The organism is Collimonas sp. GW821-FHT02H07 (genome assembly GCF_059421505.1).
In genome coordinates this window covers 205,111-227,078 of sequence record NZ_JBWKVC010000002.1, presented here as the reverse complement: position 1 = coordinate 227,078, position 21,968 = coordinate 205,111, and the positions used below count along the sequence as shown (strand labels likewise).

Below are 21,968 nucleotides of genomic sequence, written 5' to 3'. Positions count from 1 at the left end.
CGACAATGACAACAGCGAGCGGCATCAGACGCATAGACCCGCGCCGCCCGTTCACGCTCAATGCCGATGGCTTGAAACGCATTGTGCTGGGGCAGGCTGGCAATGCGGACCTTGAACTGCATATGTTGCCGCATGCGCAGATACACCGGGCGATCAAGCCGCAGCGCCTGGCCGTCGACGCTCGGCTGACCAAATGCCTGCTGGCAGTGGCGCACAGCGACCGCGGCAGCCTCGATGAACATGCGCGCCAGGCGGTGGCTGCCGCAGCGCTGCTGGCGGACGAGGCCACCGAAGTGGTGCTGCTGGTGTTCGGTGCATTGAACGACGATGCCGCCGCGCTCGGTGCCGACCGCTGCATCGTCCTGCCCCAGTACGGCAGTCACCTGTTTGCGCCGGAAGCTGAACTGGCGGCCCTGATCGCCTTGCTCGAAGAATTGCTGCCGGCGCATGTCTTCATGCCGGATAACGGCGTCGCCGACAGCGATCTGGGACGACGCCTTGGTGCGGCCATCAACGTGGCCAGCATCGCCACTCATGTGGTGGAGATCAATTCTGCCGGCGTGGCGACTTATCGCCAGCAGGGCAGCCTGATGGCGCGCCGCAATCTGACGGAGATCATCTTGCTGGAGGCCGATGCGGTGGACGCACGCTTGCCCTTCCTCGGACGGGGGCAGCAGGCAGAGCAGCTGGTCGGGATGGTTGGTGCTGCCGCGAATGCCGCCGCGGCAGGCGCCTTTGCCGACCTCGGGGTCAGAACCATGGCGGCATCGCAGGTGGCGCTGGATGAAGCCGATTTCATCGTTTCCGCGGGTAATGGCGTGGGCGACGTTGCCTTGTTCAATGCGCTGGCGCAGGTGCTGGACGCTGCCGTCGGCGCCAGCCGGGTCGCGGTCGACGACGGCAAGTTCGAGCGCGACAAGCAGATCGGCGCCACCGGCAAGACGGTCAGCGCCAGCGCCTACCTGGCCTTTGGCATTTCCGGCGCGGTCCAGCATCTGCAGGGCATCAAGGATTGCCGTCACGTGATCGCGGTCAACCTGGATGCCAGCGCGCCCATGATCAAGCGCGCCGATCTCAGCGTCATCGGCGATGCGCAGGAACTGATGTCGGCTTTGCTGGAGCAGGTCCGGCAGGCTCGTGCTGTGGAGATAGCATCATGAAACAACAGGCTATCAGGCGCATCGCGGTGCTGGTATCGATAGGCAGGCACCCTGTCAGCGGCGTGCCGCGCTATAGCCGCAACGACGCCGCCGCACTCGGGCTGGCGAAGGAACTGGTGGCGCAACATGCGACCGCTGTCAGCATCGACGTGATCCACGCCGGCCAGGCCGACAATCCGGCGTTGCCCGAGTATCTGGCGTTGGGCGCGGCCAGGATCAGCGTGATCGAAACGGCTGCGGCGCAGGATGTATTGCCGGCCTTGCAGGAGCAGCTGCAAGCTTATGACCTGGTGCTGTGCGGCAGCCGCGCCGAGAGCGGCGAAGCCAGCGGCATGCTGCCTTATCTGCTGGCCGCGCGGCTGAACCTGCCTTTACTGGCCGGGGTGATTGCGATGACGTCGGGCAGCGATGCCATAGTCGCCCAGCAGTTCTTGCCGAAAGGGCGGCGGCGCGAAGTCGCGTTGTCGCTGCCGGCCTTGCTGACGGTGCATCCGTTGGCGCCGTCTCGCTTGCGTTATGCCTATGCCAGGCTGCGTGCCGGCCGCATCAGCAGCCAGGCTTCTCCTGAGGTGATGAGCGATGCGGGCGAGGAATGGCAGGTCGAAGCCGCCAGCGCATTGCCGCGCAAGCTGGCGGCGCCGGAGAAGCGTTCCGGCCACGCGCGCATGCAGGCGGCCACCGTGGCCGAAAGCCGCGGCGGCAAGGTGCTGCAGGAAGGCAGCGCAGCCGACAAAGCACAGGCGGTGCTGGCTTATTTGCGTGAACATCACCTGGTCGATTATTGATTTGTAAAGCGACGGTTCCATAAATGCATCACATGGAGAAAAAATTGAAAGTATCCAAAGAGATCCACTCACTGATCGCCGAACGCCTGCCTGGCCATAGCCTGGATGCGCCGTTTTACCTGAGTCCGGAAATTTTCGAGATGGATATCCGGGAGATTTTCGGCAAGCACTGGATCCATGTCGCGGTCGATCCCGACATTCCCGAGCCGGGCGACTACGTGACGGTCGAGATCGGCCTCAATTCCATCGTGGTGGTGCGCGACGACGACATGGCGGTGCGCGCCTATCACAACGTCTGCCGCCATCGCGGCGCGCGCCTGTGCTCGGAGCACAAGGGCTCGGTCGGCAACCTGGTCTGTCCCTACCACCAATGGACTTACAACCTGGGCGGCGAGCTGATCTATGCCGAGCACATGGGCGAGAAGTTCGACCGCTGCAAGCACAGTCTCAAGCCGGTGCATGTGGAAAACCTGGCGGGGCTGATTTTCATTTGCCTGGCGGAGCAGCCGCCTGAGGACTTCTCGGTGATGCGCGCAGCCATGGCGCCCTACCTGCAGCCTCACGGCCTGCAGGATTGCAAGATCGCCAAGCAGGTCGACCTGATCGAGGAGGGCAACTGGAAGCTGACCATGGAGAACAACCGCGAGTGCTACCACTGCGCGACCAATCATCCGGAACTGACAGCGTCCTTGTTCGAGTTCGGCTTCGGCTATCAGACCGCACCCGGCAACGCCGAGCAGATCGGCGAATTCAACCGCCTGGCGGCAGAACGCTGCGCCGAATGGGAAAGCGGCGGCCTGCCGTCGGCCGAGATCGAGCGGCTGGACGAGCTGGTGAGCGGCTTCCGCACCCAGCGCCTGCCGCTGGACCGCGCCGGCGAATCGCAGACGCTGGATGGCAAGGTTGCTTGCGGCAGGCTGCTGGGGCAGTTCGAACGCGCCGACCTGGGCGGCCTGTCGTTCTGGACCCAGCCGAATTCCTGGCATCACTTCATGAGCGACCATATCGTCAGTTTTTCGGTCTTGCCCTTGTCGGCGGAACGCACGCTGGTGCGCACCAAGTGGCTGGTGCACAAGGACGCGCGCGAAGGCATCGATTATCAGCTGGACAACCTGACGGCGGTGTGGAACGCCACTAACGACCAAGACAAGCGCCTGGTCGAACTGTCGCAGCAGGGGGCGCGCAGCAGCGCCTATCAGCCCGGCCCCTATTCGCCGTTTACCGAAGGCCTGGTGGAGAAATTCTGCACCTGGTACATCGGCCGTTTGAAGCACGGTTTGGCCGCGCCGGAGGCTGCTTCAGTGAGCGTGCTGCGGAGAATGGATTGAAAGCCGAAATTTTGCCGGGACCGGTCATGGAAACAAATAAACTGAATCGCCGGAATTTCTGGGACGCCATGCCGCCGCTGTGGAACAGCGAGAGCGAGGATGCCTTGGTATGTTGCCAGGTGCGGGCGGAGACGCATGACGTCAAGAGCTTTTTCTTCGCCACGCCCGACGGCAGCGGCTTCACCTTCCAGCCCGGCCAGTTCATCACGCTGGAGCTGGAAATCAATGGCGAAGCCGTCAACCGCTGCTACACCGTTTCCTCGTCGCCGGCGCGGCCGCATGCCATCTCGATCACGGTCAAGCGGGTGCCGGGAGGGCCGGTGTCCAACTGGTTGCACGACAACCTGAAAGCAGGCGACAAGGTCAAGGTGCTGAGGCCGGCCGGCGATTTCACCTGTGCGCTGCATCCGGCGGAGAAATACCTGTTCCTGTCGGCCGGCTCCGGCGTGACGCCCTTGATGTCGATGACGCGCGCCCACCATGACCTGTGCGACGACCGCGACATCGTTTTCATCCATAGCGCGCGCACGCCGGACGACATCATCTTCGAGCGCGAGCTGGGCCTGATCGCCGCCAGCCAGCAGAATTTCAAGACCCGTTTCATCTGCGAACGGCTCGGCCAGCGGCGCGACTGGCCGGGACCGACCGGCATGCTGTCGCTGGCGGCGCTGAAGCTGATGGCGCCCGATTTCATGGAACGCGAAGTCTTCGTCTGCGGCCCCGCGCCATACATGAAGGCGGTGCGCAGCATGCTGGATGAAGCAGGCTTCGACCGCGCGCGCCATCACGAAGAAAGCTTTTCCTTCGAGACCTTGCAGCAGGAGGCCGAGCAGGCAAGCGTGGCAAACGGCGTAACGCCGGCAAGCAGCGAACCGGCGGCGCTGGCCGGCTTTGAAATCAACTTCCAGAAAAGCAACCGCCAGATCGTCTGCGGTCCGCAGCAGCATGTGCTGGAAGCCGCCCGCAACGCCGGCGTACGCCTGGCATCCTCTTGCGCCCAAGGCATGTGCGGCACCTGCAAGGTCAAGCTGGTTTCAGGCAGCGTCGACATGCAGCACAAAGGCGGCATCCGCCAGCGTGAAATAGATCAAGGCATGGTGCTCCTGTGCTGCAGCAAGCCGTTAAGCAACCTCGTGGTAGACAAATAGGACGGCGCACCAGAAACGCAGTCATTCGGGGTCAGAGTAATTTACGACGGTTTCATCGTCGTAAATTACTCTGACCCCGATTGACGGATCACGGAGTACAGGCAGTAGCCAGTCGATGTAAATAAATTCAACTCCGACCCCAATTAATTCAATTGATGGCCCACGGAGTACAAGCCGCAGCAGGTCGGATCAAATTAATTCGACTCTGACCCCAATTAATTGCACGAACATTGAAAGAGTCGAGCCATGAACCCGCTACGAAAACTATGCTGTCTCGTCCTTATGCTGACATGCCTCGCAAGCTCAGGTGCAGCAATCGCTGAGTCTAAACCTGTCATCAAGATCGGCTATGTGGAAGGCTGGTCTGACAGTGTGGCGACGACCTATGTCGCGGCGCAAATCATCCGGCAGGACCTCGGCTATGAAGTCAAGCTGATTCCGGTTTCCGCCGGCCTGATGTGGCAGGGCGTGGCGCGCGGCGACCTGGATGCGACCATGTCGGCGTGGCTGCCGGCTACCCAGGGCGCCTACTATGAAAAGCTGAAGGACAAGGTAGTCAACCTGGGCGTCAACTTCCCCGGCGCCAGGATAGGCCTGATTGTGCCGGCCTATGTCAATGCCGCCAGCATCGCTGACTTGCCGGCGCAGAAAGCCGCTTTCGACGGCCGCATCGTCGGCATCGACGCCGGCGCCGGCGTCATGACCAAGACGGAACAGGCGATCAAGGAATACGGCCTGGACTACAAGTTGCTGCCGAGCTCGGGCAGCGGCATGGCAGCCGAACTGGAACGCTCGATCAGGAACAACAAGGCGATCGCGGTGACGGGCTGGGTGCCGCACTGGATGTTCGCCAAGTGGAAGCTCAAGTTCCTCGACGATCCGAAGAAGGTCTATGGCGAAGCCGAGCATGTCGACAATATCGCCAATCCCGGCCTGGCGGCGAAGGCCAGGCCGGTCAATGACTTGCTGAAGAACTTTTCATGGAAGCCGGGCGAAATCGACAGCGTCATGCTGGCGGTGGAAAACGGCGCCAAGCCGGAAGCGGCGGCGAAGCAATGGCTGGATGCACATCCGCAGCGCGTCAGTGAATGGCTGCAAAAATAGGGCAGGCGGAACTAACGGCTTGCTTATTTCTCGTTGTAGAACACTGGCGGCCGTTCCGCAGCAGCTGGGCTGGCTGCAGCTACTTTCATGTCGCCGCCTAGCGCCTGATACAGCTTGACCTGGCTGTTGAGCAGGTTGAGATTGTTGTCCGCCACAGCAATCTCGGCGGAGCGCAGGGTTTCCTGGGCGTCGAGCCAGATCTTCAGCGCCACCGAACCGGCGCGGTAGCGCTCCTGGTACAGGCTTTCGATGCGCCGGGCCGCCGCCAGCGACTGTGCCAGCTTGCGGCCTTGAGCCTGGAACTGGCTGCGTGCGGACAGCGCGATTTCGACGTCGCGCAAAGCCTTGTAGAAAGTCTGGCGGAAGTCGACCGAGGCCTTTTCATAATCGATCTTGGAGACGGCGATGTTCAGCTGCATCTGGTGCCATTGCAGGAATGGAAAAGTCAGGCTGGAGGCGAGCGTGCCTACCGGGTTCTGCAGCAGGTTTTGCAGGCTGGTGCTGGTGCTGCCGAGGCTGCCAGTCAGGCTGAAGGTCGGGTAGTAGCCGGTGCGTATGGCGTCGGCGCTGGACAGCGTCTTGCGCAGACGCAGTTCTGCCGCGCGCAGATCCGGGCGCCGCCCCAGCAGCTCTGCTGGCAGGCCGGCGTCGACCGCCGGCAGGGTCTCGGTGGCCAGCCGGTAATGCTCGCTGCCCCCGGTTTCCGGCGGACCGTCGAACAGGATCGCCAGCGCGCTGCGGGCTTCAACCATGTCTTGCAGCAGCTGCGTATGGCTGGCCTGCTGCGACGCCAGCGAGCGCTCGGCTTCCAGCACTTCCAGCGAGGAGACGGCGCCGGCGTCGTATTGCACGTGCACCAGCTGCAGGATCCTGGCGACATAGGCGATGCTTTGTTCGCTGAGGGCGATGCGTTGCTGCAGGTTGGCGATTTTCCAGTACAGGCCGGCGGTGGTGCCGATCAGCGACAAGGCCGCGCTGTCGCGGTCCTCCGCCGTCGCCAGCGCTTCCCATTGGGCGGCGTCGCGCTGGCTGGCCAGCTTGCCCCACAGGTCCACTTCATAGGCGACGCTCGCGCTCAGCGACTGGCTGCGGCTGCCGGCCGGCGTAGCGGGCAGGTCCGGAAAATCCGGCACAGCGCCGGATGATCCATTCAGATTGCGGCTGTTGCTGGTGCTCAGCCCTAGCGTGACGGTTGGATTGGTGGTGGCCAGGCCGGCTTGCAGCTGCGCCCGCCGCACCAGGATGGCGGCCGCCGCCAGGTCGTTGTTGCGCGCCAGCGCCAGCTCGATCAACTGGTCCAGCTGCGGATCGTTGAAGTTGCGCCACCAGCGGTCGCGCTGGGCGGCAGCGCCGGCAGTCGGGATCGGCTGGTTTTGCCAGCTTGCCGGCGCACTGAGCGCTTGCGGCTGGTAGGACGTGTGCAAAGCGCTGCAGCCGGCCAGCAGGCTGGCTGCAAAAACGCCGAGGGCGGTATGGAAATTACGCATGGGGATAGGTTTCATTCTCGTGCCAGGGCCTCGACCGGATCCAGGCGGGCCGCATTGCGGGCGGGTAGAAATCCGAAGATGATGCCGATCAGGGTGGAGCAGGTACAGGCGACCACGATCGAGGTGAGCGAATAGTGCATCTGGAAACTGCCGCCGAAACTGGCGAACAGCACGCCGATGCCGAGCGCCAGGCCGATGCCCAGCACGCCGCCCAGCAGGCAGACCAGCACCGCTTCGATCAGGAACTGCCGCATGATGTCTCCCTGCCGCGCGCCGACCGCCATGCGCACGCCGATTTCCTGGATCCGTTCGGTGACCGAGACCAGCATGATGTTCATCACGCCGATGCCGCCGACCGCCAGCGAGATCAGGGCGATCATCGACACCAGCAGGGTCATGGTGCGGGTGGTCGATTCGATCGTCTTGCGGATGCTGTCGCTGTTCAGGATGTAGAAATCCTTGCTGCCGTGGCGCTGGGTGAGCAGTTTGACGATGCTCTGCTCCGCGGCGGCAGGCGAGGCGGCATCGTTGATGCGCACCGCGATCGATTGCAGGGAAGACTGGCCGATGATGCGCTTCTGTGCGGTGGTGTAGGGCACCCACAAGGTCAGGCTGCTGCCGCCGCCGCCAAAGGAATTTCTTTCTTTCTTGGCGACGCCGATGATGCGGCTGGGTATATTTCCCAGCATCAGCACCTGGCCGACAGGATCGCCGCCGCTGCCGAACAGCTTCTGGCGCGTGTTGTGATCGATCACCACTTCCTGCAGCTGATGGCGGATGCTGTCCGGCGTAAAGGATCTACCTTCCGCCATCTCTATCCCGTACACGCGGAAATGCTGGTCGCCGACACCTTGCAGCGAAGCGCTCACCGAGATGTTCCGGTAGCGCACCGTGGCCGCCGTGGTGACGCCGGGCGTGGCGCTGTCGGCATACGGCTGCTGCGCCAGCACATCGGCGTCGGCCGACACCAGGGTGCGCAGCGCGGCGGCCTTTTCGTCGCCCCAGTCCTTGCCGGGATAGATCGTGATGTTGTTGGTGCCGAGGAAGCTGATGTCCTTCAGGATCTGGCGGCGCGAGCCTTCGCCCAGCGCCACCACCGACACCACCGAGGCGATGCCGATGATGATCCCCAGCATGGTGAGGAAACTGCGCAGCCGGTGCGAACGCATGGCCAGCAGGGCCATGCGGCAGGCTTCGACCAGGCTGGCGCCGGTGGCGCGCCAGGACGATTCTTGCTGCAGGCCGATCTGCGGCCGGCTTGCGTTTGCTGCGGCAGCCGGCGCTGAAGCCGACGCGATGCTGCCGCCGCTCTTGCTAGGACGGTCGGCGATGATTTCGCCGTCGCTGATCTCGATGATGCGTTGCGCATACTCGGCCACGTGCATGTCGTGCGTGACGATGATCACGGTATGGCCTTCGGCATGCAGTTCCTGCAGGATCTTGATGACTTCCTGGCCGCTGTGGCTGTCGAGGGCGCCGGTCGGTTCGTCCGCCAGGATCACCTGGCCGCCGTTCATCAGCGAGCGGGCGATGCTGACGCGCTGCTGCTGGCCGCCGGACAGCTGGCTGGGACGGTGGTGGCTGCGGTTGGCCAGGCCCAGGCGCGCCAGCAGTTCATGGGCACGCTGCCTGCGCGCTGCCGCCGGCTTGCCGGCATAGATCGCCGGGATTTCGACATTGCTGGCGGCGTCCAGGTCCGGCAGCAGATGATAGCGCTGGAAGATGAAGCCGAAATGCTCGCGCCGCAGCTGCGCCAGCGCATCCGGCTGCATCTCGCCGGTAGCCTGGCCGGCGACGTGATAGCTGCCGCTGCTGGGCCGGTCGAGGCAGCCGAGGATATTCATCAGCGTCGACTTGCCCGAGCCGGATGGGCCGACCAGCGCCACCATTTCGCCGGCGGCGATTTTCAGGTTGATATTGTTGAGGACGGTGACGGTTTCTTCGCCGGATGGAAAGCGCCGGTACAGTCCGCTCAGTTCTAGCAGTGCGGGTTCCATGCTCAGCCCGCGATCATGACGCTTTGTTCGGCCGCGGGAGCGCCGTCGGCCTCACCGATGACAACCTTTTCCCCGGCCTTGAGGCCATCCAGCACCTGCGCCTGGACATTGTTGATGCCGATCCGCACCTGGCGGGTATCGACGATATGCTTGCCATCTTTTTCCCGCAACACCTTGACCAGATAGCGTCCATCCTTGCCGCGTTCGCCCAGCGCGGTCGACGGAATCATCAGTGCGCCCTTGGCTTCGTTGAGGACGATGGAGACCTGCGCCGTCATCGAAATGCGCAGCTTGCTGTCGGGATTGGGGACGTCGAACAGAGCGTTGTAGTACACCGGCGCTGCGGTTGCATTGGTCTTGCTTTTGTCTGTGCCGTCGCCGCCGATCGAATCCGGCGCCGGATCGACGCTGCGCAGGGTGCCGTGGTAGCGGTGGTCGGGATCGCCCAGGATGGTGAAGAAGGCCGGCTGCTGCGGCTTGACGCGGATGACGTCGGCTTCCGACACCAGCGCTTTCACGGTCATGGTTTTCAGTTCGGCCAGGATGATGATGGTCGGCGCCAGCTGGGCGGAATTGACGGTTTGCCCTTCCTTGGTGACGATAGACACCACCTTGCCATCCATCGGCGCGGTGATCTTGGTGTAGCCCAGGTTCAGCATGGCGGTGCTGACGGTGATCTTGGCCTGTTCGATCTGGGCGTTGAGCGCATCGATATCGGCCAGGGTCGTTTGCAGCGTGGCTTGCGCGCTTTCATAGCTCTCGCGCGAACCGGCGTCGCCCGCCAGCAAGCGCTGCTGGCGCGCAAAATTCAGCCGCGCCTGCGCCAGGCTGGCCTGTTTGGAACGCAATTGGGCGCGCACCTGGTTCAGCCCCGCCTGCGCGTTTTGCAGCGCGTTCTGCTGCGTCAGCGAATCGATCTCCGCCACCAGCTGGCCCTTCTTCACCTCCTGGCCCAGCATCACCTTCAGCGATTTCAGCTGGCCGGATACCTGGGCGCCGACATTCACCTGCTGCAAGGCTTCCAGCGAACCGCTGGCCAGCACGGTGTCCTGGATGTCGCCGGTGGTGACCGGGGCGGTGAGATATTGCGGTTCTTTGCTAGCGGAAAAGAAATGGCGGTAGAGACCGAATGCAAGCAGTAAAAGTAGCCCTACGGAAACAATGTAGGTCAGGGGTTTGTTTTTCAATAAACGCATGATGGGAGTCCACGGATTGCCGGATCGCCATGTTCTGCCATTCAAATCGAAATGATGAAATAAAGAATAGAGAAAATGGCACGATATTCACGATGTTGCATCTCGGCATCTCGGCATCCCGGTTCCAGCCGTTGCTTCAATGCGGCTAGCGCATTGCGCATGGCTGTGCATCAGAAGCCGCACCGGCGCATTAGTTCCCTTGCCATGAGTGCAAGCCTGCGGTTGTCAGCGCGTTTCCTTTGCCGTTACTATGGGTTCACGCCACGCTGGCAACGTACCGGCTGTCGTGTATCTCATTAAAGAGGATGCTTATGGATCTGCTTATTCGTAATGCCTCGCTGCCGAACGGCAGGACCGGGGTTGATATCGCTATTGCCAACGGCCGTATCAATGCGATCGGCGCGGCGCTGGGGGTCAGCGCTGCGCAGGAAATCGATGCCGGCGGCAACCTGGTGACGCCGCCGTTCGTCGATGCCCATTTCCATATGGATGCCACGCTCAGCTACGGCCTGCCGCGCGTCAACAGCTCCGGCACGCTGCTGGAAGGGATTGCGCTGTGGGGCGAACTGAAGCCGATGCTGACGCAGGAAGCGCTGGTGGCGCGCGCCATGCAATATTGCGACTGGGCGGTGGCGCGCGGCTTGCTGGCGATCCGTTCGCATGTCGATATCTGCGACGACCGCCTGCTGGCGGTGGAGGCGCTGCTGCATGTCAAGCGCCGGGTCGCGCCGTATTTGGATCTGCAGCTGGTGGCGTTTCCGCAGGACGGCTTGCTGCGCAGTCCGAATGCGTTCGCCAACCTGAAGCGGGCCATCGCCATGGGCGTTGACGTGGTCGGCGGCATTCCGCATTTCGAGCGCACCATGGCCGAGGGCGCCGAGTCGATCAAGCTGCTGTGCGAGTTTGCCGCGGAGAAAGGACTGCGCGTCGACATGCATTGCGACGAATCGGACGACCCCATGTCGCGCCATATCGAAACCTTGGCCTTTCATGCGCGACGGCTGGGGCTGCACGGCCTGGTGGCGGGATCGCACCTGACCTCGATGCATTCGATGGATAACTATTACGTCAGCAAGCTGCTGCCGCTGATCCGCGAAGCGGGCGTGGCGGCGATCGCCAATCCGCTCATCAACATCACCCTGCAAGGCCGCCACGACACTTATCCGAAACGGCGCGGCATGACCCGCGTGCCGGAAATGCTGGCAGCCGGCATCGACGTCGCCTTCGGCCATGATTGCGTGATGGATCCCTGGTACAGCCTGGGATCGGGCGACATGCTGGAGGTGGCGCACATGGGCTTGCATGTGGCGCAGATGACCGGGCAGGAAGCGATGCACGCCTGCTTCATGGCGGTGACGGAAACGCCGGCGCGCATACTCGGCCTCGGCGGCTACGGCCTGGCGCCGGGCTGCAATGCCGACCTGGTGGTGCTGGATGCCGGCTGCACGGTGGAGGCGATCAGGCTGCGCGCCGGCAGGCGCTATGTGATCCGGCGCGGCAAGGTGATTAGCCAGTCGCCGGCGGCGCAGGCCACCCTGAACTTGCCGGGCCGGCCGGCGGCGCTCGATTTCCGCCTGCATTCCGCCTGACCGGAAACCGTCAGGCGGCCCCGGTCTGTCAGAAGGTTTTGGTGAGCGACAGCACCAGCGTGGTGGCCAGCGGATTCGAGACTTCCGCCACGCCGGCTGAATTCAGGACGCCGGTGGTGTAATGATCGTAGACACCGTTCTTGCCCCAGCCCTTGGTGACCGCGCCGGTTACCGACCAGCCGCCGTCGAAGGACTTGCTCAGCGCCACTTTGCCGTCCTGGAAGCTATAGGCGGAAAAATTCCTTACCCGTTCGTTACCGTAATGCAGCAGCAGGCTGTAGCCGCTGCCGAGATCGAAAGTGCCGTTCAGGTCGAGATAGCCGGAGCCGCGGCTGTGCTGGCCGTTGCCTATGCCCAGCGTGGCGCTGTTGTAGCCGAAATAGTCCGGCGTGTAGGTCAGCCAGTACTTGACGTTGAACCATTTATAGGTGAGCGAGGCGACCGCTTCGCCATAGTTGTACTTGGTGTGGGCAAACGATACTTCGGCGCCCGGGTAGACGTAATAGTAGATCTGTCCGGTGTAAGTCAGGTCGCCGGCGCTGCCGGTATAGCCGCCATACAAATCCCACTCGACCGAGCCGTTCTCGATGAAATGATCGCTCACGCTTGACATCCAGGTGCCGGCAAACAGGCCGCTCGGATGGGCATAGTCGACGCCGCCCTGTATCGCCGGCTTGCCCCAGGTCTGGCGGAAGCCGCGCGAGACATATTGCGATGCGATCGTGACGTTGGCGGTGAACGGCGATGCCGGAGCGGCGGCGGGCGCCGCAGCCGGCGCCGCGGCAGCACCGGCGCTGTCGCTGGTCTGGGCCAGCGCCGGCAGGTGCAAGGCGCAGGCCATCAGCGCCGCCAGCCATGGAGTTATCCTGATTCTGTTGAATTTCTGAAACATGTCTACTGCTCCCTTTGAATGCGTTTCCATTTTGATATCAATCGCATTTATGACGATTGCCGGCGATTGCTGCAAACGGAAAACGTGACTGCATGGATGCGGCGGCAGTCGAACCGCTGCCGTGCCGGTGCGGTAACGCGCGCCAGGTTGACGTGTGCGGCGATTACCTGCGGATAATTATTGTCCCGGCGTCCAAACGCAACTCCCCGCAATTGCGACTAAAAATGATGGAATTGCGACATGCCGCCAGCGCGCCGGCCGCCACCAGTCATGGCACGACACGTGCTTCGTCGTTTTTGAATAAGTGCTTGTCGTAAATCGTCATTCGGTCAAAGACCTTTGTCGCGACTATGTGATTAACGCTGGATGAAATTTCCCGTGAATTTCCCGCGATCGTGACGGTCGGGCCGATGCCGCTGCTGCTTGTCTTTCCTGCTGTGCTGCACATACACTCTGCAGCAGTGGATTTCAAACAAGCGGGCAATGACCGTCAGGCTAGACCCGCACGCTAGCGATACGTTGCAGCCAGGCATTGCCCCGGCAGCAACTGATCGCATGCATTATCAGGAGACAGGTAATGAAGTCTGCAAAAGTAGTGGTCGACCGTTTGTACAAGGTCTTCGGCAACAATCCGCAACTGGCCTTGAGCATGCTCGAAAAAGGGCACTCCAAGGACAAGATATTCGCCGAAACCGGGCAGGTGGTCGGCGTCCACAACGTCTCCTTCGAGGTGCAGGAGGGCGAGATCTTTGTCTTGATGGGGCTGTCCGGCTCCGGCAAGTCGACCCTGATCCGCCTCATCAACCGCCTGGTCGACCCGAGCGCCGGCAATGTCCTGGTGGATGGCCAGAACGTGGCGCAGATGACGAATTCGCAATTGATCAAGCTGCGTCGGCGCGACATGAGCATGGTGTTCCAGTCGTTCGCGCTGATGCCGCACCGCACCGTGCTGTCGAATGCGGCCTTCGGCCTGGAAGTGGCCGGCACCGGAAAAAAGGAACGCGAGCGGCGCACCATGACAGTACTGGACCAGGTCGGCCTGGCGCCGTTCGCCAACAAACTGCCGTGCGAACTGTCGGGCGGCATGCAGCAGCGCGTCGGCCTGGCGCGGGCGCTGGCGGTCAATCCGTCGCTGATGATCATGGACGAAGCCTTCTCCGCGCTCGATCCGCTCAAGCGCAAGGAAATGCAGGACGTGCTGCTGGATCTGCAAAAGGAACAGCGCCGCACCATCATCTTTGTTTCGCACGACCTGGAAGAAGCGCTGCGCATCGGCAGCCGCATCGCCATCATGGAAGGCGGCCGCCTGGTGCAGGTCGGCACTGCCCAGGAAATCATCGACAACCCGGCGGAAGAATACGTGCGCGCCTTCTTCGACGGCGTCGACACCAAGCGTTACCTGACCGCCGGCGACCTGATGCAGGCCAACGCCGTGCCGCTGGTGGCTTGCGCCAGCGAAGTCCATGCCAATGGCGACCTGTATCAGCGCAGCCGCTCCGACTATGCCTTCGTGGTGGATGGCGCGCGCAAGGTGCAGGGCATCGTCGCTACCCGCCGCCACGCCGACACCGACGGCAATCTCCAGGCCGGCGGCATGGACCGGATCGAGGTGATCCATCACCGCAGCAACCTGGAAGACGTGATGGACAAGCTGATAGTCAGCCGCTCGCCGCTGCCGGTGGTGGATGGCGACGGCTGCTACTGCGGCGCGATCAGCCAGGCCATGGTTCTGAAAGCTTTGTCTACATCCCGAGGTTCGCATGTCTGAGCATCTTCCTTTGGGGCGCTGGGTCGACCAGTTTGTCCATTACATCCTCGATAAGCACGGCAACAGTTTCGACAGCTTCGGCAACGCCATCAGCTGGTTTGCCGAATCCATAGAACACGGCTTGCAAGTGCTGCCGCTGTGGCTGCTGATGGGGTTCTTCATCGTGCTCGGCGTCTGGCGCGTCGGCTTCAAGTTTGCGCTGTTCACCGTGATGTCCTTCTTCGTGATCTACAACACCGGTTTCTGGGACCAGACCATCGTCACCCTGGGGCTGACCATTTCCTCCACCCTGATCAGCCTGGCGCTGGGGATTCCGGTCGGCGTCTGGGCCGCCAAGAGCAAGCGGGTGGCGATGATCGTGCGGCCCATCCTTGACCTGATGCAGACCATGCCTGCCTTCGTCTACCTGATCCCGGCCGCCATGATGTTCGGCCTGGGCCGGGTGCCGGGCATTATTTCCACCGTGATTTTTGCGATGCCGCCGGCAGTGCGCCTGACCGCGCTCGGCATCCGCCAGGTCAACAACGAAATCGTCGAAGCGGGGCAGGCCTTCGGCTGCACCAGCTGGCAGCTGCTGTACAAGGTGCAGTTCCCGAACGCCTTGCCATCGATCATGGCGGGCATCAACCAGACCATCATGATGGCCTTGTCGATGGTGATCATCGCTTCGATGGTGGGCGCGGGCGGGCTCGGCAACGACGTGCTGGCCAGCATCCAGCGGCTGGATATCGGGCTTGGTTTCGAGAGCGGCCTGAGCGTGGTGCTGCTGGCGATCATCCTCGACCGCATCACCGAAAGTTTCGGCCGCACGCCGGAAGCCGGCAAGGTGCAGCGTTTTTTCCGGCTGCGCAAATGGTTTCGCAAGAGCCCGGCGCTGGCCACCAGCTAGCCGGCCGGCAGAAGCATTAAGCAACTTGAGCAAGATTGCAGCAACGTGATCCGCGCGCTGGAAGTCCAGCGCCGGTAGCCAAAGATGGAGGCAGGATGTCTTCGCAGCAGCTAGCTTCAAAACCGGCGTTGCCGCACGGCGCAGCGCCGTCGGCGGTGGTTCATTTCGGCTTCCTGACCTTGCCGAATTTTTCGATGATCGCCTTCGCCAGCGCCATCGAGGTCCTGCGCATGGCCAACTACATCAGCCGCCAGACCTTGTACCGCTGGTCGGTGATCAGCGTCGACGGCTTGCCGGCGCAGGCCAGCAACGGCTTGCCGATCACGCCGACGCTGACGCTGGAGCAGGCCGGCACGCCCGACATCCTGTTCGTCTGCGGCGGCGTCAAGATCCACGAGGCGGTCAACGACAAGCTGAACGCCATGCTGACCCAGCTGGCGCGGCGCAACGTCATGCTGGGCGGGATCTGCACCGGCAGCTATGCCTTGGTCAAGGCCGGCCTGATGAACGGCTACCAGTGCGCCATCCATTGGGAAAACATCTCGGCCCTGCGCGAGGATTTTCCGCGGGTATTGTTTACCGAGGGGCTGTTCGCAGTGGACCGCGACCGCCTCACCTGTTCCGGCGGCACCGCGCCGATCGACCTGATGCTGAACCTGACCGCCAACCGCTACGGCAAGACGCTGGCGGCGGAAATTTCCGAACAGTTCATCCTGGAGCGCATCCGCGACGGCGCTTACCAGCAGCATATTCCGATCGCGGCCCGGCTCGGCTTCAGCCGCAAGGAACTGATCGAAGTGGCGCGGCTGATGGAAACCCACATCGAGGAAACCCTGTCGTTCGAGGAGATCGCCAGGCTGGTGGGCTTGTCGCAGCGTCAGCTGCAGCGCATGTTCAAGTACTATCTTGACGTCACGCCTACCCACTACTACCTGCAGCTGCGCTTGCGGCGCGCCCGCGAACTGCTGCTGCAGACCACGATGTCGATCATGAGCGTGACCGTGGCTTGCGGTTTCCAGTCGTCCTGCCATTTCAGCAAGGCTTACCGTAATCAGTTCGGACGTTCGCCCAGCAGCGAGCGGCACCTGCGCCATCCTTACCTGTCCGCGGTCGACGAATTGCCGCCGTTGCCGCCGCTGCCGCCGGCGCCGGACGAGCTGTTTGACGCAGGCAGGCAATAGCATGTCGCAATCGGTCTAAGCCGTCGCGCGCATGCGAGTAATTTCTGGTTTGTACGAGCACGCATGGTTCCCGCGCTGAGCGCGGGCCTTGCGTCGAAGTGCGAAACCAAGCGTTTAATTTATGCCGATGCAATGCAACCGGGAGCGTCGGACTTTCGTCTTTGCCATAGGAGAAAATGCAATGAAATCATTCAAGCTGGCGCTGGCCGGCATGGGCATGGCCTCGGCCTGTTTTATGCTAATGCCGGGTTCCGCACAGGCGCAGGAGCCGCAATCGTGCAAGAACGTGCGTTTCGCCGATGTCGGCTGGACGGATATCGCCGCCACCACCGGTCTCGCATCTGCCGTGTATGAAGGGTTGGGCTATCACACCAGCAAGACCATCGCCTCGGTGCCGATCACCTTTGCCGGCGTCAAGAACAAGCAGATCGACCTGTTCCTGGGCTACTGGGCGCCGACCATGGATCCTATCATCGCGCCGTTCGTCAAGGACAGTTCGGTGAAGGTGCTGGCCACGCCTAACCTGACCGGCGCCAAATATACGCTGGCGGTGCCGACCTATGCCTACGATGCCGGCCTCAAGACCTTTGCCGACATCGCTAAATTTTCCAAGGAGCTGGACGGCAAGATCTACGGCATCGAGCCCGGCAACGACGGCAATGCGCTGATCCAGGGCATGATCAGCAAGAACCAGTTCAACCTGAAGAACTTCAAGATGGTGGAATCCAGCGAGGCCGGCATGCTGATCGAGCTGGGCCGCGCGGTCAAGCAAAAGAAATGGATCGTGATCCTGGGCTGGGAACCGCATCCGATGAACGTGCAGCAAAAGATCAGCTACCTGAGCGGCGGTGACGAGGTGTTCGGTCCCAACTACGGCGAAGCCAAGGTCTACACCGTGACCGCAACCGATTACGCGGCACGCTGCCCGAACGCCGACAAGCTGGCCGTCAACCTGCAATTTTCCACTGGCATCGAAAACCAGCTGATGGGACGCATCATGGACAAGGAAGATCCGAAGACCGCGGCCAAGGAATGGCTGAAGAAGAATCCGCAGGTCCTGGAAAAACTGCTGGCCGGCGTCAAGACCTTCGATGGCAAGGACGGTTTGCCGGCGGTCAAGGCTTCCCTCGGCATCTGATCCGCAAGGCAAGAAACGGCTGCAAGCGCTCCGCTCGCGCGGAGCGTGATCCCGCTCGGCCGCGGCCGGCAATTCCCCATAATAATCTGACGCAAGGAGACAGCATGTCTGAAAATCGTGGCGTGGTTTATATCGAACAGGGCAAGGTAGAAATACAGTCCATCCCATTCCCCAAGCTGGATAATCCGCAAGGCCGGAAAATCGAGCATGGCGTGATCCTGAAAGTGGTGTCCACCAATATCTGCGGTTCTGACCAGCACATGGTGCGCGGCCGCACCACGGCGCAGGCCGGGCTGGTGCTGGGCCATGAAATTACCGGTGAAGTGATCGAGACCGGTTCCGATGTCGAAACCATCAGGAAGGGCGACCTGGTGTCGGTGCCGTTCAACGTCGCCTGCGGCCGCTGCCGCACCTGCAAGGAGCAGCACACCGGGGTCTGCGAAACCGTGAATCCGGCGCGCGCCGGCGGCGCTTACGGCTATGTCGACATGGGCGGCTGGATTGGCGGCCAGGCCGAATACGTGATGGTGCCGTATGCCGACTTCAACCTGCTGCGCTTCCCGGACAAAGAACAGGCGATGGCCAAGATCCGCGACCTGACCTGTCTGTCGGATATCCTGCCGACCGGTTACCACGGCGCGGTCACCGCCGGCGTCGGTCCCGGCGCGACCGTGTATGTCGCCGGCGCCGGTCCGGTCGGACTGGCGGCGGCTGCTTCCGCGCGTTTGCTGGGGGCGGCGGTAGTGATCGTCGGCGACGTCAATCCATTGCGCTTGATCCATGCGCGCAGCGTCGGCTTTGAAACGGTGGACCTGTCCACCGACGCTTCGCTCAGCGATCAGATCGCGCAGATACTCGGTGTGCCCGAGGTCGATTGCGCGATCGACTGCGTCGGCTTTGAAGCGCGCGGCCACGGCCATGCCGGGGCGCAGGCGGAAGCGCCGGCCACCGTGCTCAATTCGCTGATGGAAGTGACGCGGGTGGCGGGCAAGATCGGCATCCCGGGTTTGTATGTGACGGACGATCCGGGCGCCGTCGACAGTGCCGCCAAGCGCGGCAGCCTGAGCATCCGTCTCGGCCTCGGCTGGGCCAAGTCGCACAGCTTCCATACCGGACAGACGCCGGTGATGAAGTACAACCGCCAGCTGATGCAGGCCATCCTGTGGGACCGCATCAAGATTGCCGATATCGTCGGCGTTGAGGTGATCACCCTGGACCAGGCGCCGGCCGGCTACCAGCAGTTCGATGCCGGGGCGCCGAAGAAGTTTGTCATCGATCCGCATCATTTGCTGAAAAAAGCGGCTTGATGAAGTACTGCTGCCGGTTGTGTTGCGCCGGCAGCGGCAATTATCAGGCAGGCGCCAGCAGCGCCTGGAACTGATCCAGCGCCGTCACGACCTGCTGGTCGGACAGCGCCAGCAGCGCCTCTCCCACATACCACTCGATATAGCTCTGCTGCGGCAAGGCCGCGTCGCTGGCGCGGCCGAACAGCCATACGCCGTGTTCCCGGGCCAGCTGGTCGCGCGCGGCGTTCGCTGCCTCACGCTCGACCGGCAGGTAGAGATGCAGCATATTGCAATGCGGCTGCCGCGGGTTGACTTGCCAGCGCGGGTAGCGCGTCAGCAATTGATACAGTTCGCGCGTGCGCTGCAGATAGGCCGGCATGCGCGCCAGCTTTTCATCCAGCCGCATTGCCGCTGCCACCACGTAAGGCGAGCGCTGATAGACATTCCCGCCCATGCGCTTCATCCATTCGGATGCGCGGCTGATGAAATCCTGCTTGCCCAGCAACATGGCGCCGCCCAGGCCGTCGACCCCCTTGTAGAGCGAGACGTAGGCGCTGTCGAAGCCGGCTGCCACGCTGGCCAGCGGCTGGCCGTAGCCGGCGGCGGCTTCCCACAGGCGGGCGCCGTCCATGTGTAAATGAATATTCTTTTCACGGCAGTATTGCTTGATTGCTTCCAGCTGTTCCCAGGCCGGCAGCTGGCCGCCGATTTCGCGCATGGGCAGCTCATACAACGCGGCTCCCAGCCGATCCGGCAAGGCTTTCAGGTCATCCGCCGTCCAAGGCCGGAACGGGCTGCCGACGTTGAGTACGCTGAAATGATCGAGCAGCTGGTAATTGCTGCTTTCGTGGCGCAGTATGTGCGCCGTCGGGTGCAACGCCACCAGCCGGCTGTCCTTGTTCTGGCAGGCGAGGCGCAGCGCCACCGTTTGCGCCATCGTGCCGGTGATCACGAAGCGGGCCGCCTCGAAACCCAGCAACCCCGCCACCTTGTTCTCGAAATCCTGGATCAGCGCGCCTTCGCCATAGCTGTCGTGCTGGATATCATGCGCCTCGCACCAGGCCGCCATCGCGGCAAAATCCTGGGCGGCGGAACGCGGCGCCGATGAAGAAAAGAAGGTATGGCATTGCTTGCGAAGTTCGGCGTTAGACATATCTGGTGGCTGTGGCGCTTTTGGCTAGGTCTGTGAAAGGAAGCTTGCTATCCTACCGCGATTTGGCGTTGCCGCCATGAAAGCCATTTCTCGGTTGCAGGAAAAAGCTTGGCGCCCGGGCCGAAAGTGCCTAATTGGCAAGGTTTGTGCGCTTGACTTATCCCCTACAAGGAAATGTCATCGTATTGAGACTGCCACTTGGTCGTAAAATTAAAATATGTCGTGCTTGTCGGAAAAGGACAAACACTTGTCAGCTACGGAAAATAGACCAGCCGCTGCAAGGACAAAATGATGTCAAGGAATAGCGCTGCTTTATCGCTGATGGCGGTATCGATCAGCACTGTTGCACTGTACTCTGGCGTTGTGGTGTCTTGCGCGGCCGGTGATGTTTGCCGAGAAAATACTTCAACCCACCCAGGAGTTGTCATGAACGGTTTTACAGAATTTAGCCAGAGTATGAAATCGGGTTGTCTATGAACATCAGCACATTCGATTTATTCAAGGTCGGCATCGGTCCATCCAGCTCGCACACGGTGGGACCGATGATTGCCGCCAACCGGTTCGCTGCGTATTTGCACGACGCCAATCTGCTCGATGCGGTGCACGCGGTGCGCGTCGAGCTGTACGGTTCGCTGGGCGCCACCGGCAAAGGCCATGGCAGCGACAAGGCGGTGTTGCTGGGACTGGAAGCCAACCTGCCGGACAACATCGATCCGGATCACGTCGAGCCGCGGCTGGCGGAAATCCGCAGCAGCAAGAAGCTGCTGCTGAACGGCAGCCATCCGATCGGCTGCGTGGAAAAGGATCACGTGCTGTTTTTCCGGCGCGAGGCTTTGCCGCAGCATCCGAACGGCATGCGTTTCGTCGCCCTGGATGCGGCTGGCAGCGTGATTGCAGAGAAAGAATATTATTCGGTCGGCGGCGGCTTCGTAGTCAGCAAGGAAGGCCAGCGCGTCAACCTGGTGCAGGCCGGCAGCGTGCAGTCGGAAGGCGAGTTGCCTTACCCCTTCCATTGCGGCGACGACCTGCTGCGCATGTCGGCAGAAAGCGGTTTGACCATCGCTGCGCTGATGATGGAAAACGAAAAACACTGGCGCTCGGCGGAAGAAGTGCGCGCCAAGCTGCTGGGGATCTGGGATGTGATGGCGGCGGCGGTCAAGCGCGGCTGTTCCATCGATGGCGAATTGCCCGGCCCGATGAAGGTCAAGCGGCGCGCCGCCGAACTGTACCGGCAGCTGAAGAATCGCTCCGAGGAATCGTTTACCGATCCCTTATCGATGCTGGACTGGGTCAATCTGTATGCGATGGCGGTGAATGAAGAAAACGCCGCCGGCGGCCGTATCGTGACGGCGCCGACCAACGGTGCGGCAGGGGTGTTGCCGGCGGTGCTGCATTACTACACCAAGTTCATTCCCGGCTCGAACAAGGATGGCGTCATGACCTTCATGCTGACGGCGGCGGCGATCGGCCTGATCTACAAGGAAAATGCATCGATCTCGGGCGCCGAAGTCGGCTGCCAGGGCGAGGTCGGCGTGGCTTGCTCGATGGCGGCAGGCGCGCTGGCGGCTGTGCTGGGCGGCAGCACCGAGCAGATCGAGAACGCCGCCGAAATCGGCATGGAACACAATCTCGGCATGACCTGCGATCCGGTCGGCGGCCTGGTGCAGATTCCCTGCATCGAACGCAATGCGATGGGTGCGGTGAAGGCGATCAACGCGGCCCGCATGGCCCTGCGCGGCAACGGCAAGCACTATGTGTCGCTGGACAAGGTCATCAAGACCATGATGCAGACCGGCGCCGACATGAAGACCAAGTACAAGGAAACATCACGCGGTGGTTTGGCGGTAAATGTCATTGAGTGCTGAGT

General features: G+C 62.2%; 17 protein-coding genes. 12 read left to right on the top strand and 5 right to left on the bottom strand.

Annotated features, from left to right (window positions below):
* The first annotated feature begins 5 nt into the window (after positions 1 to 5).
* From AC07V8_RS04215 to AC07V8_RS04195, 5 genes are all read left to right on the top strand, one after another.
* A complete protein-coding gene (locus AC07V8_RS04215) occupies positions 6 to 1,160 on the top strand; it encodes an electron transfer flavoprotein subunit alpha/FixB family protein (RefSeq protein ID WP_494677415.1) in 1,155 nt (384 codons plus the stop codon).
* Positions 1,154 to 1,945 carry an electron transfer flavoprotein subunit beta/FixA family protein gene (locus AC07V8_RS04210; protein WP_494677758.1) on the top strand — a complete coding sequence of 264 codons (792 nt, stop codon included), beginning with the start codon at positions 1,154 to 1,156 and terminating at the stop codon, positions 1,943 to 1,945. The genes AC07V8_RS04215 and AC07V8_RS04210 overlap by 7 nt, the downstream gene beginning before the upstream one ends.
* Positions 1,946 to 1,968: 23 nt before the next feature.
* Positions 1,969 to 3,273: an aromatic ring-hydroxylating oxygenase subunit alpha gene (locus AC07V8_RS04205; protein ID WP_494677414.1), complete on the top strand. Its 1,305-nt coding sequence runs from the start codon at positions 1,969 to 1,971 to the stop codon at positions 3,271 to 3,273.
* Between the two features lie 26 nt (positions 3,274 to 3,299).
* Positions 3,300 to 4,421, top strand: a complete 1,122-nt coding sequence (locus AC07V8_RS04200; protein WP_494677413.1) for an FAD-binding oxidoreductase — start codon at positions 3,300 to 3,302, stop codon at positions 4,419 to 4,421.
* Positions 4,422 to 4,667: 246 nt separating this feature from the next.
* Positions 4,668 to 5,525 (top strand): glycine betaine ABC transporter substrate-binding protein, encoded by an 858-nt coding sequence (locus tag AC07V8_RS04195; protein ID WP_494677412.1) that lies wholly within the window; start codon positions 4,668 to 4,670, stop codon positions 5,523 to 5,525.
* Positions 5,526 to 5,548: 23 nt separating this feature from the next.
* Here AC07V8_RS04195 and AC07V8_RS04190 read toward each other — a convergent pair whose 3' ends face one another.
* The 3 genes from AC07V8_RS04190 to macA are packed head-to-tail and all read right to left on the bottom strand — an operon-like array spanning position 5,549 to position 10,205.
* Positions 5,549 to 7,027, bottom strand: a complete 1,479-nt coding sequence (locus tag AC07V8_RS04190) for an efflux transporter outer membrane subunit (protein WP_494677411.1) — start codon at positions 7,025 to 7,027, stop codon at positions 5,549 to 5,551.
* Positions 7,024 to 9,009, bottom strand: coding sequence for a MacB family efflux pump subunit (locus tag AC07V8_RS04185; protein WP_494677410.1), 1,986 nt, complete (start codon positions 9,007 to 9,009; stop codon positions 7,024 to 7,026). The genes AC07V8_RS04190 and AC07V8_RS04185 overlap by 4 nt, the downstream gene beginning before the upstream one ends.
* A gap of 2 nt (positions 9,010 to 9,011) precedes the next feature.
* Positions 9,012 to 10,205 carry a macrolide transporter subunit MacA gene (macA, locus tag AC07V8_RS04180; RefSeq protein WP_494677409.1) on the bottom strand — a complete coding sequence of 398 codons (1,194 nt, stop codon included), beginning with the start codon at positions 10,203 to 10,205 and terminating at the stop codon, positions 9,012 to 9,014.
* Between the two features lie 311 nt (positions 10,206 to 10,516).
* Here macA and AC07V8_RS04175 point away from each other — a divergent pair, with 311 nt between their 5' ends.
* A complete protein-coding gene (locus tag AC07V8_RS04175) occupies positions 10,517 to 11,794 on the top strand; it encodes an amidohydrolase family protein (protein WP_494677408.1) in 1,278 nt (425 codons plus the stop codon).
* A gap of 28 nt (positions 11,795 to 11,822) precedes the next feature.
* Here the strand turns inward: AC07V8_RS04175 and AC07V8_RS04170 are convergent, their stop codons facing one another.
* Positions 11,823 to 12,686, bottom strand: a complete 864-nt coding sequence (locus tag AC07V8_RS04170; RefSeq protein WP_494677407.1) for a TorF family putative porin — start codon at positions 12,684 to 12,686, stop codon at positions 11,823 to 11,825.
* Positions 12,687 to 13,263: 577 nt separating this feature from the next.
* Here AC07V8_RS04170 and AC07V8_RS04165 point away from each other — a divergent pair.
* The 5 genes from AC07V8_RS04165 to fdhA all read left to right on the top strand — a co-directional run bounded on the left by AC07V8_RS04165 (position 13,264) and on the right by fdhA (position 18,969).
* Positions 13,264 to 14,454: a quaternary amine ABC transporter ATP-binding protein gene (locus tag AC07V8_RS04165; protein WP_494677406.1), complete on the top strand. Its 1,191-nt coding sequence runs from the start codon at positions 13,264 to 13,266 to the stop codon at positions 14,452 to 14,454.
* The gene (choW, locus tag AC07V8_RS04160) at positions 14,447 to 15,343 is read left to right on the top strand and encodes a choline ABC transporter permease subunit (protein WP_494677405.1); all 897 of its coding nucleotides are present in this window, start codon (positions 14,447 to 14,449) and stop codon (positions 15,341 to 15,343) included. The genes AC07V8_RS04165 and choW overlap by 8 nt, the downstream gene beginning before the upstream one ends.
* 95 nt (positions 15,344 to 15,438) lie before the next feature.
* Positions 15,439 to 16,524 (top strand): GlxA family transcriptional regulator, encoded by a 1,086-nt coding sequence (locus AC07V8_RS04155; RefSeq protein ID WP_494677404.1) that lies wholly within the window; start codon positions 15,439 to 15,441, stop codon positions 16,522 to 16,524.
* Positions 16,525 to 16,705: 181 nt separating this feature from the next.
* Positions 16,706 to 17,662, top strand: coding sequence for a choline ABC transporter substrate-binding protein (locus AC07V8_RS04150; RefSeq protein ID WP_494677403.1), 957 nt, complete (start codon positions 16,706 to 16,708; stop codon positions 17,660 to 17,662).
* 104 nt (positions 17,663 to 17,766) lie between these two features.
* Positions 17,767 to 18,969: a formaldehyde dehydrogenase, glutathione-independent gene (fdhA, locus tag AC07V8_RS04145; RefSeq protein WP_494677402.1), complete on the top strand. Its 1,203-nt coding sequence runs from the start codon at positions 17,767 to 17,769 to the stop codon at positions 18,967 to 18,969.
* Positions 18,970 to 19,012: 43 nt separating this feature from the next.
* Here the strand turns inward: fdhA and AC07V8_RS04140 are convergent, their stop codons facing one another.
* Complete coding sequence (locus tag AC07V8_RS04140; protein WP_494677401.1) at positions 19,013 to 20,101, bottom strand: threonine aldolase family protein; 1,089 nt, start codon at positions 20,099 to 20,101, stop codon at positions 19,013 to 19,015.
* Between the two features lie 473 nt (positions 20,102 to 20,574).
* Here AC07V8_RS04140 and AC07V8_RS04135 point away from each other — a divergent pair, with 473 nt between their 5' ends.
* A complete protein-coding gene (locus AC07V8_RS04135; RefSeq protein ID WP_494677400.1) occupies positions 20,575 to 21,966 on the top strand; it encodes an L-serine ammonia-lyase in 1,392 nt (463 codons plus the stop codon).
* Positions 21,967 to 21,968: the final 2 nt, after the last annotated feature.